This window comes from Psychromonas algicola, assembly GCF_004378355.1.
In the GTDB taxonomy this organism is placed as follows: Bacteria; Pseudomonadota; Gammaproteobacteria; order Enterobacterales; family Psychromonadaceae; genus Psychromonas.
The window spans coordinates 1-15,952 of sequence record NZ_SNUB01000048.1 but is presented as its reverse complement, the minus strand read 5'-3'; the positions used below and the strand labels follow the sequence as shown (position 1 = coordinate 15,952).

General features: G+C 37.0%; 12 protein-coding genes and 4 tRNA genes. 5 read left to right on the top strand and 11 right to left on the bottom strand.

Features of this window, described 5'->3' with window-relative positions:
* The 3 genes from E2R67_RS15840 to E2R67_RS15830 all read right to left on the bottom strand — a co-directional run.
* On the bottom strand, window positions 1-247 hold a 247-nt coding region (locus E2R67_RS15840), incomplete at its 3' end, for a hypothetical protein (RefSeq protein ID WP_134291922.1).
* A 440-nt stretch (window positions 248-687) separates the two neighbouring features.
* On the bottom strand, window positions 688-2,052 hold the full coding sequence (gene gorA / locus E2R67_RS15835; RefSeq protein ID WP_134291921.1) for a glutathione-disulfide reductase: 1,365 nt from the start codon (window positions 2,050-2,052) through the stop codon (window positions 688-690).
* 144 nt (window positions 2,053-2,196) lie between these two features.
* Window positions 2,197-3,324: a phosphoserine transaminase gene (locus E2R67_RS15830; protein ID WP_134291920.1), complete on the bottom strand. Its 1,128-nt coding sequence runs from the start codon at window positions 3,322-3,324 to the stop codon at window positions 2,197-2,199.
* A gap of 376 nt (window positions 3,325-3,700) precedes the next feature.
* Between E2R67_RS15830 and E2R67_RS15825 the strand changes: the two genes are divergently transcribed.
* Window positions 3,701-3,776 (top strand) — tRNA-Trp (locus E2R67_RS15825).
* Window positions 3,777-3,961: 185 nt separating this feature from the next.
* Here the strand turns inward: E2R67_RS15825 and E2R67_RS15820 are convergent.
* A complete protein-coding gene (locus E2R67_RS15820; RefSeq protein ID WP_134291919.1) occupies window positions 3,962-6,208 on the bottom strand; it encodes a bifunctional diguanylate cyclase/phosphodiesterase in 2,247 nt (748 codons plus the stop codon).
* Window positions 6,209-6,587: 379 nt separating this feature from the next.
* On the opposite strand from E2R67_RS15820, the gene E2R67_RS15815 reads away from it, so the two are divergent.
* The 3 genes from E2R67_RS15815 (at window position 6,588) to E2R67_RS15805 (ending at window position 10,035) form a co-directional block, all read left to right on the top strand.
* Window positions 6,588-7,760 (top strand): phosphoglycerate kinase, encoded by a 1,173-nt coding sequence (locus E2R67_RS15815; RefSeq protein WP_134291918.1) that lies wholly within the window; start codon window positions 6,588-6,590, stop codon window positions 7,758-7,760.
* A 121-nt stretch (window positions 7,761-7,881) separates the two neighbouring features.
* A complete protein-coding gene (gene fbaA, locus E2R67_RS15810) occupies window positions 7,882-8,958 on the top strand; it encodes a class II fructose-bisphosphate aldolase (protein ID WP_134291917.1) in 1,077 nt (358 codons plus the stop codon).
* Window positions 8,959-9,345: 387 nt separating this feature from the next.
* The gene (locus tag E2R67_RS15805) at window positions 9,346-10,035 is read left to right on the top strand and encodes an SIMPL domain-containing protein (RefSeq protein WP_134291916.1); all 690 of its coding nucleotides are present in this window, start codon (window positions 9,346-9,348) and stop codon (window positions 10,033-10,035) included.
* Here the strand turns inward: E2R67_RS15805 and E2R67_RS15800 are convergent.
* The 7 genes from E2R67_RS15800 to mutY all read right to left on the bottom strand — a co-directional run bounded on the left by E2R67_RS15800 (window position 10,032) and on the right by mutY (window position 14,918).
* Complete coding sequence (locus E2R67_RS15800) at window positions 10,032-10,841, bottom strand: S-adenosylmethionine decarboxylase (protein ID WP_134291915.1); 810 nt, start codon at window positions 10,839-10,841, stop codon at window positions 10,032-10,034. The genes E2R67_RS15805 and E2R67_RS15800 overlap by 4 nt on opposite strands.
* A 67-nt stretch (window positions 10,842-10,908) precedes the next feature.
* Entirely contained in the window at window positions 10,909-12,468 is a 1,560-nt protein-coding gene (locus tag E2R67_RS15795; protein WP_134291914.1) for a phospholipase D family protein, read from the bottom strand.
* A 574-nt stretch (window positions 12,469-13,042) separates the two neighbouring features.
* A tRNA-Phe gene (locus E2R67_RS15790) sits at window positions 13,043-13,118 on the bottom strand.
* Between the two features lie 60 nt (window positions 13,119-13,178).
* A tRNA-Thr gene (locus E2R67_RS15785) sits at window positions 13,179-13,254 on the bottom strand.
* Window positions 13,255-13,317: 63 nt separating this feature from the next.
* Window positions 13,318-13,393: transfer RNA gene (locus E2R67_RS15780), tRNA-Phe, on the bottom strand.
* Window positions 13,394-13,577: 184 nt separating this feature from the next.
* Window positions 13,578-13,850: an oxidative damage protection protein gene (locus E2R67_RS15775; RefSeq protein WP_134291913.1), complete on the bottom strand. Its 273-nt coding sequence runs from the start codon at window positions 13,848-13,850 to the stop codon at window positions 13,578-13,580.
* Window positions 13,851-13,853: 3 nt separating this feature from the next.
* On the bottom strand, window positions 13,854-14,918 hold the full coding sequence (gene mutY / locus E2R67_RS15770; RefSeq protein ID WP_134291912.1) for an A/G-specific adenine glycosylase: 1,065 nt from the start codon (window positions 14,916-14,918) through the stop codon (window positions 13,854-13,856).
* 119 nt (window positions 14,919-15,037) lie between these two features.
* Here mutY and trmB point away from each other — a divergent pair, with 119 nt between their 5' ends.
* Entirely contained in the window at window positions 15,038-15,787 is a 750-nt protein-coding gene (gene trmB, locus E2R67_RS15765) for a tRNA (guanosine(46)-N7)-methyltransferase TrmB (protein WP_134291911.1), read from the top strand.
* The last annotated feature ends 165 nt before the right edge of the window (window positions 15,788-15,952 follow it).

Here is a 15,952-nt window from a genome sequence, read left to right as displayed (position 1 = left end):
CAACGACATATTGAGAGCCATCGACAGTGTAAAATTCTTCAATATTTGCAACGGATTCACCTTCAACTTCTAAGGTTAAATTATCGCCTTTACGTGTTAATGAAAGGTCTTCTATGACTGGATTACCTTGTTCATCAATCAATGTATAAGACGCAGAAGGGGCGGCTGGAATATTGCTATTTGCAATGCTATTTAAAGGTAGTGTTTTAGTTCCCTGAGCGGTCGTAATTTGTAATCGATAAGCCACTTAAACTTCCTATTTAATAAAATTAGTTGCAATTAATACGTAAGGTAAAAGATCTATAAGGCTAAATGCACAACGAATAGCCATTTTTGTATCAATCATATTGTGTTTATGATCTAAACTTTACGCTGAAAAAACAATTTAATTCGAGGTGTGAATTGACGTAAATAGCTACTTTACGAAGTTCACAATAAAGAAGTGAGTTGTTTTAAAAAGGTAGGTAGATCTGTTATTGATAGAAATTGATGTTAGGAACTATAAACCCATTATTTAAACAGTACCAGTCTGTATAGTCGCTTATCTTATACCAACTTTAGATTACCTAGCAAGAGAAAATTTTCTTCTTCTGATACAAAAAAACACACTAGAATTTGCTTCTAATGTGTTTTTATGCGTAGTTATTGATAGTAGACTACGTTTAAACCATGACGACCTTTGTGATGTTAAGTCATAGTAACAAACTCTTCAGAGCCGGTTGGATGGATGGCTACTGAGCTATCAAAGTCTGCTTTAGTTGCGCCCATTTTCATTGCTACTGAGAAGCCTTGGATCATTTCATCAACAGCAAAGCCAATGCCGTGTAAGCCAACGACCACTTCGTTTTCACCAGCACATACTAATTTCATTTTACATGGTTGGCGATGCTTAGTAACGGCTGTGTACATTGCTGTAAAACCTGATTGGTAAACTTTTACATCATCTTTACCATACTTAGCGATTGCTTCTGCTTCTGTTAGGCCAATAGTGCCAATAGGAGGGTGACTGAATACAACGGTTGCAACTAAGTTATAATCCATTTTGGCTTCAGGTTTGTTATTAAACAAACGCTCAGACAATTGACGACCTGCTTTAACTGCCACAGGTGTTAACTCGATACCGCCTTCCATGATGTCGCCAACACAGTAAATACCTGGAATATTAGTTTCTTGGTATTCGTCTACCTTGATATAACCTTGTGCATTTGTTTCAACCCCTGTTGCTGCTAGATTGATAACATCAGTGGCTGGGTGACGGCCAATGGCCCAAATTAATGTATCAACGTTTTGGCTTTCACCATTCTCTAGATGTAATGTAATACTTCCATCAGCTTCTTTAGTCACTTCTTTTGGTGTTGAGTGGGTATGTAAAGTTGGACCTTCTGCAGCCATCACTTCAACTAGCGTCTCTACAACCATTGGATCAAAACTACGTAGTGGCGATTCTTTACGAACGAATAAATGTGTTTCGGTGCCTAGTGCGCTTAATACGCCTGCAATTTCTACGGCAATATAACCTGCACCAACAATCGCAACACGTTTAGGTTGTTCAACAATATCAAAGAAGCCGTTTGAATCAATCCCTAATTCTGCACCTGGAATATTAGGGATAGTAGGGCGCCCACCCGTTGCAATAGTGATATGTTTTGCTGTGATTTTTTTGCCATCAACTTCAACTGTATTTTTATCTACAAATGTTGCAAAGCCTTTAATTACAGTAACTTTGTTATTTCCTAATACTCGATCGTAAGATTCATGAATACGACCAATATATGCTTGACGGTTTTCAACCATTTTTGCCCAACTAAAGCTTTTTACATCAAGATCAAAACCGTAATCTTCTGCATATAAGTTAATGGCTTCTGCAACTTGAGCACCATGCCACATTACTTTTTTAGGTACACAACCCACATTGACACAAGTACCGCCCAAGTCTTTTGCTTCAATAATCGCAACTTTAGCGCCATGCATTGATGCTCGGTTTGCCGATGCAATACCGCCGCTGCCGCCGCCGATACAGATGTAATCAAAATCGAATTGTTCGTTGCTCATGGAATACCTCATGTTTTTGCTAGATGTTAAGTCATTAAATGCTGACTTAAGTTACAGTAATTTAGGAATAAAAATAGACCGTTAAGGTCTATTTAAAATGATTTTGAGATCTGAGTTTAGTACTTATTCTTGATAATAAAGAGATTATTTCGTACTGACACTCTGATATGCCCATGTTAACCATGGCATTAATGCTTCAAGGTCACTTTGTTCAACTGTGCTGCCACACCAGATGCGTAAACCACTTGGTGCATCTTTGTAAGCTGCAATATCAAAAGCGACGTTATGATCGGCTAATAGTGTTATAAATTGTTTGAGTTGAGCATCGGTTAAATCTACTGAGAAACAAACACTGGTATTTGAGCGTGCTGTTTCTTTTTCAGCTAAAAAATGTATCCAAGCATTGTTATTGACAAACTCAGTTAACACTGCAAGATTCGCCTGTGATTTTTTGATGCTTGCACTCACACCGCCAATGGATTTAACCCAGTTCAATGCGTCTTGGTAATCGCTAACACAAAGCATCGAAGGGGTGTTGATGGTAGCACCAGTGAAGATGCCATCAATTAATTTTCCGCCCGCAGTTAATCTGAATATTTTTGGTAATGGCCAGCTTGGTGTATAAGTTTCTAAACGTTCAACCGCGCGTGGACTTAAAATGATCACACCGTGCCCACCTTCACCGCCTAATACCTTCTGCCAACTAAAGGTGGTGACATCTAATTTTTCCCAAGGCATTTCCATTGCAAACACCGCAGAAGTCGCATCACAAATGGTTAAGCCTTCACGTGACTCACTAATGAAGTCTGCATTTTCTACTTTTACGCCTGATGTCGTGCCGTTCCAAGTGAAAATACAATCGTTACTTGGATTCACTTTGCTTAAGTCGGGTAGTTGACCGTAATCTGCTTTTATTTCGTTTACGTTTTCAAGTTTTAATTGCTTAGTGATATCGGCATACCAACCTTGACCAAATGATTCCCAGTAGCAAATATCAACCGCACGAGGACCTAACATTGACCACATGATCATTTCCATTGCACCGGTATCTGATGCAGGAACAATCCCCACACGGTAACCTTCAGGTAGGTTTAATAATTCAGTGGTATCAGTGATCACTTTTTGTAATGCATCTTTACCCAACTTTGAACGATGCGAGCGGCCTAATGTTGATAGAGCTAATTGGTTAACATCGTAACCTGGGCGTTTTGCACAAGGACCAGAAGAAAAATTAGGGCATGCAGGTTTAACAGCGGGTAAAGCGTCGCTCATGTCGACAATCCTTTTAAGTGAATACAAATTTAGTATTTGAATGATAATGGAAAGATAGGATTGAAAATACACCAGACAACGGGGCTTATCAATTATTTGTTGGAATGTAACTATGCAATTTTATTAGATTAGCTAAAATAAGCTTTATATTGACGTTTTCACTGCTTAAAAAGGCTTGGTTCGAAGGTCAAAAAAAGCACTTTTATAGTGAGTTTGATAAGTCTGAAATCGTGTTAATACATTACCTTTTAATTGTTTAAATTAGTAATTTTAATTGAATTCAGCCTATTTTGGTGTTTTTGTAACCAATCAGCCTCGTTTTTCGAAAAAGATACTTTACATTAAATCTAGCTTAGGTATTATCCGCAACGTCTACAGGGGTGTAGTTCCAACGGCAGAACGACGGATTCCAAATCCGTATGTTGGGAGTTCGAATCTCTCCACCCCTGCCACATTTAGATGAGGCCCTAATGAGAAATCGTTGGGGCTTTTTTCGTTTTAGAGGGAGATTACATTTCGCTTCGCGAAAATCCGTATGTTGTCTATGTTTAAAGCCAGCGAATCTCTCCACCCCTGCCACATTTTAAAGCCTCGACTTATGTCGGGGCTTTTTCATTTCTACGATTTAAATTATTTTTTAAACCTTCTGCAAGTCCTTAATAAACTCATAGAGTTGATAAATACTTAGTGGGTGAGAGAAGTGGTAGCCTTGGAATAAATCACAGCCTGCATTTTCTAGGATTTTTACGTGCTCAATGGTTTCGACACCTTCTGCCAATACTCGCATATCAAGGTTCTTACCGATTCCAATGATACTTTTCACCATTGCCTGATCTTTCTTGTTGGTGGAGATTTGGTCCACAAAGCTTTTATCTATTTTTAATTCATCAATAGGTGCATCTTTTAGCATGCTCAGTGATGAGTAGCCTGTCCCAAAATCGTCTAATGCCAGTGAAATATTGTTGCTTTTCATCTTCTCAAAAATAGGCAATAAGACATCGAGGCTTTCAATGAATAAGCTTTCTGTAATTTCAACGGTAACTTTTAGTGATTCTGAGCCGAAGTTATTGATACTTGCCATTAATAAATCAAAGAAGTTAACTTGGACAAACTGCCTTACAGACACGTTAATAGACAATGCAAAGTCGACTTCTAATTGTTTTTGTAATGTACTTATTTCATGCATTGCCGTGTTCATTATGTATTGCCCTAATTTAGGCATTAAACCACTTTCTTCTGCAATAGGAATAAATACATCTGGCGGAATAAAACCTAGCTCTTTACTGCGCCACCTTACTAATGCTTCAACCCCATATAAATTTTGTCGGCGGTCTAACTGAGGTTGGAAAACTAGGCTGATTTCATTGTTATCAATGGCGTAATGTAAAGCTTGTTCTATTTGTGCTTCTTTAAGTAACTTTTCATGTACCTCTTGAGAGAAGAATAGATATTGGTTTTTTACTTTCTTAGCAATCGCCATACTATTTTCAGCATAGCTAATTAAAGTATCTAAACTTCTTGAGTCATTTGGGTAGCGTGTAATACCGATTGAGCCTGTGACAGAGAACGAGTTATTTTCTATTGAATGAAATTTTGCTAATTCAGTTAATAAACGAATGGTGAAGCTTTGTATGGTTTGCTTGTCATTAGTTTCCAATAGTAAGATAAATTCGTCGCCACTGTAACGTATAAGTTCACCTGATAATGGTGCTAAGTTGCTTTGTATGCGTGTGCTTACTTCTTGTAAAAGAAGGTCTCCATATTCATGGCCGAAAGAATCATTAATATTCTTAAAGTTGTCTAGATCGATATATAACAACGAGAAATTTTTCTGGGATTTGATAAGTTTGTCTGTTAAGTGAGGCAAGACGGAACGGTTATAGCAACCCGTCAGGTCATCGTGGTGACTCTTATAAGTTAATTCGTATAATTTACTTTCTTCTACTTTGACTATCCAACGGAATAAAAAGAAACCTATGGTTAGTAGTAAAATAAGTAACAACATATAATAGCCCGTTGCATGTAATAGCGGCGTTGCTAAACCATTTAATGGTCGGCTACTATGAGTCCAAAAATGGTAGTTATTATCATAGGCAATACTGTGTAACATATCCCCATCTTCGGTAGGTAATATGATTTGTCCTACGGAATCAGTGCTTCTTAGGAAGTCTAAGCTGAGGTTTTGCTTTTTAAGTTGTATTTCTATGTTGTTAATTTGTGTGGCGCTCAATGGCGTTTTGTAGGTCGCTTCTTCATCACCAGGAGTGACCCCAGTGTACATTAAACGGTAAAAGCTGTTGTCTAATGTTAATTCAATATTATTATTAAAAGCTTTAGAGTGTGACCATTTTTCCTCTAATTTTTTAATGTTGATTGATGCGCCCATGTAACCAATCACTTCTCCGTTCGGATTGATTAAGTGTTGGCGAATTGGAATGATCCATCTATTGGTTAACGGGGAAAAAGTGGGTTTGCTGATTGTTAATGTATCGCTTTGTAATGTTTTGCTATCGAAATAAGTGGATGATTTAATGTTATAAAGTTCATCGGATAAGTTATCGCTTTTAGCCAGTAATTTACCATCCATGTTATATAGGGCAAATCCACCTAATAATTCTGATTTTTGTAGGATATTACGGAGAATGGTTTGGTTTAGAGAGGAGTCTTCATTAAAGTCTTCATTAATAAGGTCGATCATCGTTTCATATTTAGAAAGTGTTGCATCGATGTCTGCTTTAATTATTTTAGTGATATAAAACTGTTCATGCTTTTTTTCTGCAAGCAATTCATTATATTTGCTGTTTACATTTATAATCAGCAACAAGAAACCTATTGCAATAAGGCAGTAATAGATGAACCAAGTTTTTTTATTTAATACATTCATATATCGCTTAATAATTTCATTGAAAATAGGTTTTACTTAATTATATCTTTATATACAAACCTTTAAATTAGTTTAGATTAATATTAATACGTGATAATGAAGACGCTGACTAGTCTTTTTTTCATAAATAAAAAGCCGATGAAGTTTTACTCATTTATTAAAAAGTATCAGAAAGTGATGCAAATCAAATCATTCTTTACCATTTAAAGGGTAAATTACCCACCATTGTGATCGATGTAACAAAGACTTTGGTTTATAATGCACTCTAATATTCGAATTGCAGCACAATAACGCTGTATTTAAGACTGCATGATAGGCAGTTCCTGCTAAATTAAGCAGGTAAAAAATTCTATATTTTAAAATTAAATGAGGACACATCATGTCAGTAAAAAAAATGGTTGATTTAGATTTAGCCGGCAAACGCGTATTTATCCGTCAAGATCTTAATGTGCCAATTAAAGATGGTAAAGTAACGTCAGATGCACGTATTCGTGCTTCTATCCCAACAATTAAATTAGCGTTAGAAAAAGGCGCTAAATTAATGATTACTTCACATCTAGGCCGTCCTGTTGAAGGCGCTTCAGCTGAAGAAAATGCACCATTCTCTTTACAACCTGTTGTTGATTACTTAAACGAAGCATTAGATGTGCCTGTACGTTTAGCAACAGATTACTTAAACGGCTTAGAAGTTAATGCGGGTGAAGTGGTTGTACTTGAAAATGTTCGCTTTAATAAAGGCGAAAAGAAAAACGACGAAACACTATCTAAGCAACTTGCTGCATTATGCGATGTTTATGTAATGGATGCCTTTGGTACGGCTCACCGTGCTCAATCTTCTACTAACGGCGCTGGTTTATTTGCTCCTGTTGCATGTGCGGGTCCACTATTAGCAGCTGAACTTGAAGCATTAGGTAAAGCAATGGATAACCCTGCTCGCCCATTGGTTGCGATTGTTGGTGGCTCTAAAGTATCGACTAAACTAACAGTATTAGAGTCTTTATCGAAAATTGCTGACCAATTAGTTGTTGGTGGTGGTATTGCAAATACTTTCATTGCAGCAGCAGGCCACAATGTTGGTAAATCATTATATGAAGCTGATTTATTAGAGACAGCTAAAAAATTAATGAAAGATTGTGCTATTCCTCTAGCAACAGATGTTGCTTGTGCAAAAGCTTTTGATGAAAACGCTGAAGCTGAAATTAAGAATGTTGCAGACGTGCAAGATGACGATATGATTTTCGATTTAGGTCCTGATTCAACTGCGGCATTAGCAGCTATCTTAAAAGAAGCGAAAACAATTTTATGGAACGGCCCAGTTGGCGTATTTGAATTCAAAAACTTTGAAGCAGGTACTGCAGGTATTTCAAAAGCGATTGCTGAATCATCTGGCTTTTCTGTTGCTGGTGGTGGTGATACATTAGCAGCGATTGATAAATTTAATATCACGGCTGATGTGTCTTACATTTCAACAGGTGGCGGTGCTTTCCTTGAGTTTGTTGAAGGAAAAGAGTTACCAGCAGTGGCAATGCTAGAATTACGTGCCAACGATTAGTCAAATGTTTATAGCGAGATTTTATCTCGCTTTTTTATACATTTTCTTTGTGCCATAATTGCGCCAAGCATGTCCGAAATTAAACATATTTTAATTCAAATAATAGGTAGGGATACATTCCATGACTAAAATTCTAGATGTAGTAAAACCTGGTGTTATCACTGGTGATGACGTTCAAAAAGTATTTGCTGTTGCAAAAGAAAATAAATTTGCACTTCCAGCAGTAAACGTTGTTGGTTCTGATTCAATCAACGCTGTACTTGAAGCTGCGGCTAAAGTTAAAGCGCCTGTTGTTATTCAGTTCTCTAATGGCGGAGCGGCATTTAACGCTGGTAAAGGGTTAAAACTAGAAGGGCATGAAGCAGCTATTTTAGGTGCAGTTTCTGGTGCTAAGCATGTACATGCTATGGCAGCGGCTTACGGTGTTCCAGTTATTCTTCATACTGACCACGCAGCTAAAAAATTACTACCTTGGATTGATGGACTATTAGACGCTTCTGAAGCTCACTTTAAAGAAACTGGTGCGCCATTATTCTCATCTCACATGATCGATCTTTCTGAAGAACCATTAGAAGAAAACATCGAAATTTGTGGTAAATACCTAGCGCGCATGGCAAAAATGGGCATGACGTTAGAGATTGAATTAGGTTGTACTGGCGGTGAAGAAGACGGCGTAGATAACTCTGATATGGATGATTCTTTGCTTTACACTCAACCATCTGAAGTGGATTACGCTTATGTTGAGTTATCAAAAATCAGTTCTCGTTTCACTATCGCAGCTTCTTTTGGTAACGTTCACGGTGTATACAAGCCAGGCAATGTTAAATTAACACCAACTATCTTACGTGATTCTCAAGCATACGTTTCTGAAAAACACGGTATTGCATCTGATGCATTAAACTTTGTGTTTCACGGTGGTTCAGGCTCTACTGAAGCTGAAATTCAAGAAGCAATTGGTTACGGCGTAATCAAAATGAACATTGATACTGATACACAATGGGCTACATGGGATGGCGTTCGTGATTATGAAGCCGCTAACCGTGATTTCTTACAAGGTCAAATCGGCAACCCTACAGGTCCAGATTCTCCGAACAAGAAATATTATGACCCACGTGCTTGGTTACGTGCAGGTCAAAGCTCAATGGTTACTCGTTTAGAAAAAGCTTTTGCTGACCTAAACGCAGTAGACGTACTATAATTTAACGTCTCATCGTTAAGTTTATTACCTAAGCCAGCTTAATCGCTGGCTTTTTTGTTTCTTGTTTTATATTTAAGTTCATTCGCATATGAACTTGCTATTATACCAATCACGATAAATAGCTTATCTATTTTACTGGCTAAAACAGCCCACTTCTTCGTTATAAATTTCGCAAAGGAAACAGTTATTTACGTCAATTTACGTCTTGAATTGAACTGTTTTTTCTTCATAAAATTTAGATAACATATTTAACGTAATCGGTATTATTACTTACAAATATTGCACCATAGTAAATACTAATCACAATAAATTTAGATAACATATTCAATGTGATCGCTATAAACGGTACTATCATCTAAATCTTTTGATCATTAACTGAGAGTGCTTATGAATTTATTTAAACTAGTGATAGCAACTTACCTTGTTACTACAGCGTCTGTATCAATAGCTGATGGTTTGCCATCTCAACCTTACATATCAGTCTCTGGCATTTCAAAAATACAAGTTAAACCAGATACTGTAAAAATTTCATTTCAAGCAACTGCAACTGAAAATAGTGCAGAAAGTGCAAAGCTAGTTGTAGATAAACAAGTGCAGTTATTACTTTCAAAACTACAAGAAAATGGTTTTGAAGAAAGCCTATTAACTAGAGGTGATATTCAATTACGCCCTGAATATGAAATGATCCAAAAGAAACAGACTCAAGTTGGTATTAAAGCGACACGAAATCTAAGTTATGAACTAGGTAATATTTTAAAAACTAACGCTTTGCTAGAGTTACTAGTGGAAGTTGATATCGCTAATATTGGCCAATTCCGTTACTCATTGAAGCAACCTGATGAATGGCATCAGAAAGCCCGTGATTTGGCGGTACAGGATTCTATTAGCAAAGCGGAACAGCTTGCTGAAAGTTATCAAGCGGAATTAGGTAAGGTGTATTCTGTCCGTTATCAATCGAACAACAGTCAGCCAATGTTGATGAGAAGTGCAGAGAGCAATAATGCACCAGCTTTGTATCAAGAAAATAAAATTACAATTAATGAGCGTGTTGATACCATCTTTTTATTAATACCTTAAGATAGGCTGATATCTAGTTTTTTTTCTGTTGCCTTGAAATGCATTTTTTTGCAGCGCTCTGGTGAAAATAGCTGTTGCAGATGATTAATAAAATCAATGCATTGGTTGTCAGAAAAGCTGGTTTCGATACTTAGATAAGTGCTTAGTTGTTCAGGAGTTAAGTGGATGGTTAAATAGTTCTCTCCGCAAAGCGCATTGAGCGAGTAGCCTTTGGGATTAAAGCTGAAGTGATCGATAGTTAAACCATTAAAAAAACTTTCGAGTTTCAGTTTTTTTAGGATGATGGTTTTACTTAACGCGTTCTTTTGTAGATCTTCAGCTAACTCTCCGCGTAATCCATGTAACATGTAAATACCTTGTGTAGGCATGGTGTGCTGTGTGATGTCTCCAAATAGAAATAAATCACCTTGGTAATCGTCCCGCCAGTGCTGTTGTTGGCCTTTAAATAGCTTTTCTAATAACAATATGTCTTGTTTGAAGTTTGATGGCTGTAAGTGCGGTTTTAAAGCTTGATGGCGTTGAAACACAAGGGAGCTGATTTGCTGCTTACCAAACCGCTTTTGAATGAACAAAGCAGCGTTAACTAATTTAGTATTACCACAGGTAATTAATAACAGTTTATCTTGCCATATAAACAAGCTTGATTCGGAAAGCAAATAAGCTTTTATACTTGAATTTTGGATGCATGATAATATTTCCGCTCCAGATTGCGCGACTAATTGATGCCAAAATGAGTCTGCAATCGTTAATAAATCTAGATTGTTTGTACAAATTAACAAACGCTTTTCAGTGCCTTCATAAAACATTTAAGAAAACCTTTTGTTAATGAATAGGGTAATTAAATGGGGCGATAAATAAAAAGGTTTCATAGATTTATAAAATACTCTTAGGAACGAAAAGTCTAGATTTTACTTTTAAACGTTTACTTAAATTCACTTCACCATCGGGATTCCAATCAAGTGTTGTTTCCCATGCATTATCTGCTGACATTTCAGCTTCCATCGTCGCTTTCATTTTTTGGCTTATTTTTTGTGATGGAATAATAGTGATACTTTCAGTGTTTAAATTCGCACTACGTGGATCCAGATTAAAAGTGCCGATCACAGTAATATTATCGTCAATCACCATGGACTTAGCATGTAAAGTGAAAATCGGATCTTTTGCTAATTGTTGAGACATTTCTTTAGACATGACTTTTTGTCTTATTTTAGCATCAGGCTTGAATTCAAAAATCTTAACGCCAGTTTGCAGTAGCTTCTTTCTATCTCTTTGGTAACCGCTAAATGCTTCAAAATTATCATTAGACGCGAGACTATTAGTTAATATTTTAACTTCTACACCTCTATCAACCAATGCTTTTAAAATACCTTTACCTAAATCTGTTGTGATCAAGTAAGGCGTTTGAATTGTGACTGAATGTTTTGCTTGTTGAATTAATGTAATTAAACGGTCTGTCGCTATGCCACTGCCGCCTAAAAAGGTTTTACCATCGTTTTTACCCGGAGGATCTGAAATATACTCAACATTTTCTAACCAATGTACTTGGCCATGATTAACAGCGTAACTAAAAGCTAATGGCATCATTGCAATTTGTTCTCTTACTTCAGGTAAGAAGTTAATGGGATTACAGGCATATTGATGCAGTTTTTCAAAGTTAGGTTGTGGGTTTGAAATTACGCTGCTTTTTAATAGTTGAGTGACAGGTACACTTAATTCATCGTCCCAGAATTGGTTAAATGATTTTTGTATTTGTTTGGGGGCTTCACCGACTAATAAAACATCTCTATCTCTAAAATTATATTCGTGATCATAACCAAAATATTCATCGGCAATATTACGACCACCAGTAATAGAGACGCTATTATCTACGGTAAAGGTTTTATTGTGCATGCGTTGGTTAAAAGCATGAAAATGGAATGTTAAGTTTGCTAGTTTTTGTACTATATTTTTGCCTACATTGGCTAGTGGATTATAGATCTTAATTGAAATGTTGGGGTGTGCGTTTAATACTAATAATTCCTTACTGTCAGCGTTTAACATGATGTCATCAATTAAAATGCGCACTTTGACGCCTCGATCAGCGGCTCTGACTAAATAATCAATAGCGATTAAACCAATGTTGTCTGTAGTAAAAATAAAATATTGAACATCAATGGTTTCCTGTGCATATTCGCTTAACCATGCGCGGGTGAACATAGCTTCGGTACCTTGGTCTAATACATAAACACCTGTTTTATGGTTTTCAAGTTGTGCTGAATAAGGCGCTATTTGCTCGCTAAGGGTCGTTTTTCTTTTAAAGTTTATGTCTTTGCAATAATCTTCTATTTCATTGTTTGGTTTATTTGTAGAGGGCGTTGTACAGGCTGAAAGTAATAATAATCCTACGATGACATTCAATGCTTTAAAAACGCTAAAAGGGGCTTGATGAGTCATGTCACTTCCTATTTCGCCTTTACAGCGAGCTTGAGAATCTCTGAATCATTAATAGTAACAAAACTAGTTCTTTTCTAGTATTTTATTTATTGTTTTATGGCAACCTAAGGCTTGAGAAGAGGGGAATTAAATACAAAAAAGCCACAACTAAACGAATAGTGGTGGTTTGAGTTATGGAGCTTCGTATCGCTGAATATAATAAAGAGTTAAACCAAAGACACTTCCGTCCAGATACAAAAAAGCCCTGAACATTTGCATGCTTAGGGCTTGGGGATCGTTACAAAATAACTTGCGCTAAATTTTTAAAAAAGCCTTAAATGACTGGCTATTTTTAAGCAAAGCGCAAGTAATCTTGAAGCCGACCCATAAATGATGGTGCTTCGTCTCGCTGAATATAATAAAGAGCTAAACCAAGGACACTTCCGGCAAGATACAAAAAAGCCACAACTAAACGAATAGTTGTGGCTTAAATGATGGTGCTTCGTCTCGCTGATTGTAATAAAAAGCTAACCAAGGACATTTCCGAGCAAATACAAAAAAGCCGTTAAAGCTTTCACTTTAACGGCTTGAATGATGGTGCTTCGTCTCGGAATTGAACCAAGGACACGAGGATTTTCAATCCTCTGCTCTACCGACTGAGCTAACGAAGCAAAACTTTGTCATTTTCAACTTTACTAATTTTCATTAACTAAGTTAATCATGTTTGTAAATGGTGCCGACTACCGGAGTCGAACTGGTGACCTACTGATTACAAGTCAGTTGCTCTACCTACTGAGCTAAGTCGGCACATAAACTGTGAGAGAATTTCACTCTCCTTTGTTGAATTAAAAATTCAGCAAAGATAAATAATGGTGCTTCGTCTCGGAATTGAACCAAGGACACGAGGATTTTCAATCCTCTGCTCTACCGACTGAGCTAACGAAGCAAACTTCTTGTTTCAGTTTCAATTACACTTTAAATAAGATGTAAGAACAAATTGGAACGAGGCGTATTAAATAGATTTTAGTGCTCAGCGTCAACCTATTTTTACGCATTTTTTAAGATTTCACTGTGTTTGCCTGTACTTTGAACATTATACGCTTCAAATATAAGCATTGGGGTGTGAAGTCTTATTTTTCTTCTGGTGTGTAACCTTCAATATCGACTTCTTTATTGTCAAACAAATAACCAATCATTGCTTCTTGAATTAATGCGCGATCTTCTGGGTTAATCATTTTTAATTTCTTTTCATTGATTAACATCGTCTGTTTTTTTTGCCATTCATTCCATGCTTCCTGACTAATGTTCTCAAAAATACGTTTACCTACTTCGCCCGGAATTAATTGAAATGCTAAACCTGGCGCTTCTTTTTTTAAATAAGTACAAAATACAGTACGAGACATGATTTATTCCTTGTTAATGACTTTATTGACGCTGCTTAATATTTTTTTAGTCGCAGCGGCTAATCCAATTTTTTGTGGTTGTTGCAGGTTATACCAAAGCTGGTCACTTTGTTCCATCACTTGTTGTGTATCTTGCTCACTAAACTCCACCAAAATAGGGGAAATATCAAAATGGTAATGGCTAAAAGTATGACGAAAAGTCGCTAGTTCAGTCGTTTGATACTGTTCAATTCCCATGGATTGTAAACTATTTAAGGCTGCTTCGCTGTTTTCAAATTCGGGGAAGCACCATAAACCTCCCCAAATCCCAACGGGAGGGCGTTGTATAAGTTGTATTGATTGTTGTTTATTTTTAAGTACTAGCATAACGGCCGTTTTAACGGGTATTTTCTTTTTCGCTTTGGGTGTCGGATAATTTGTCATCACATCATCAGCGAATGCTAAGCAATCACTAGAAACCGGACATTCATTACATTTAGGTTTACTGCGTGTACAAATCATTGCCCCCATATCCATCATGGCTTGATTGAATATTTGCGTATCGGTTTTCGGTGTTAGCTTTTCTGCTAATGACCAAAGTTGATTTTCAACTTTTTTCTCTCCGGTCCAGCCTTCAATCTTTTGATGGCGGGTTAATACGCGTTTTACATTGCCATCTAAGATGGGAAAGTGTTTATTTAAGGTTAACGATAAGACGGCTCCTGCCGTAGAACGTCCAATACCAGGTAAAGCAATCACATCATCAAATTCTTCAGGAAATTGCCCATCAAATTGATCGCGAATAATTTGCGCTGATTTGTGCAGGTTACGCGCACGCGCGTAATAACCGAGACCTGTCCAATGATGTAATACTTCATCAATCGGTGCATTAGCTAAATAAGAGATAGAGGGAAATGAACGCATAAACTTATTAAAGTAAGGGATCACGGTTGCCACTTGAGTTTGTTGTAGCATCACTTCGCTGACCCAAGTTTTATATAAACTCTTGTCTAATTGCCAAGGTAACGTTTTACGGCCATGTTGTTGGTGCCAATCATTGATTCTTTGGCTAAAATGCAACTCACTCACTAGAAACTCTTCGATAATAATGGGGGGACTATAGTCTAGCAGAGTTGCACAATTAATATATAATAGAAGATTGCATTAATGCGCGGCTAAAGAAGCCCAGTTCAACGAAAGGTATGAAAATGACAGAGCACGACCAGTCTGCTAAAGATAGCCAAGCTGAAGAAAATGAATCGACAGAAAGCAATAAAGAAAAATATATCCGTAAAATTCGTTCTTTCGTAAAACGCGAAGGGCGGATGACTAAACGTCAACAAACCGCTATTGATGACTTATGGGCAACAATGGGTGTGGATTATCAAGAAAAGCAGTTAGATTTTACTGATCTTTTTGGTAACAGTAATCCTGTTGTTTTAGAAATTGGTTTTGGTATGGGTAAGTCATTAATTGAAATGGCAAAAAATGCACCAGAGAAAAATTTCTTAGGTATAGAAGTTCACGGTCCAGGTGTTGGTGCTTGTTTGGCTGATGCGGGTGAAGAGGGAGTGACTAATTTACGTGTTATGAATCATGATGCGGTTGAAGTATTAGAGTTTATGATCCCTGATCAAAGCTTATCAACGTTTCAATTATACTTTCCGGATCCGTGGCATAAAGCACGCCATCATAAACGCCGTATTGTACAACCCGCATTTATTGAAAACATGCGCCCTAAACTCGCCATTGGTGGTGTTATTCACATGGCAACTGATTGGGAAAACTATGCAGAGCATATGCTTGAAGTATTAAAAGCGGCGACGAACTTTAAAAATATAAGTTCTGAAGGCGATTATGCTCCACGTCCAGATTGGCGTCCGCTGACTAAGTTTGAATCGCGTGGGCATCGTTTAGGCCATGGTGTATGGGACTTGTTGTTTGAACGTATTAGTTAATATTTGAATTTAGTATGATAAATAAGAAAAGCGAACGTTAACAGTTTAATGCCGATCAGTTAAGAAAAATTAGTTGATTTTTACCCGAATGGGATCAGAATCCGATGTTCACTCAACATCGGATTTTTTTATGCCTTTAGATTACGATTTCCACTCACTCGAAGC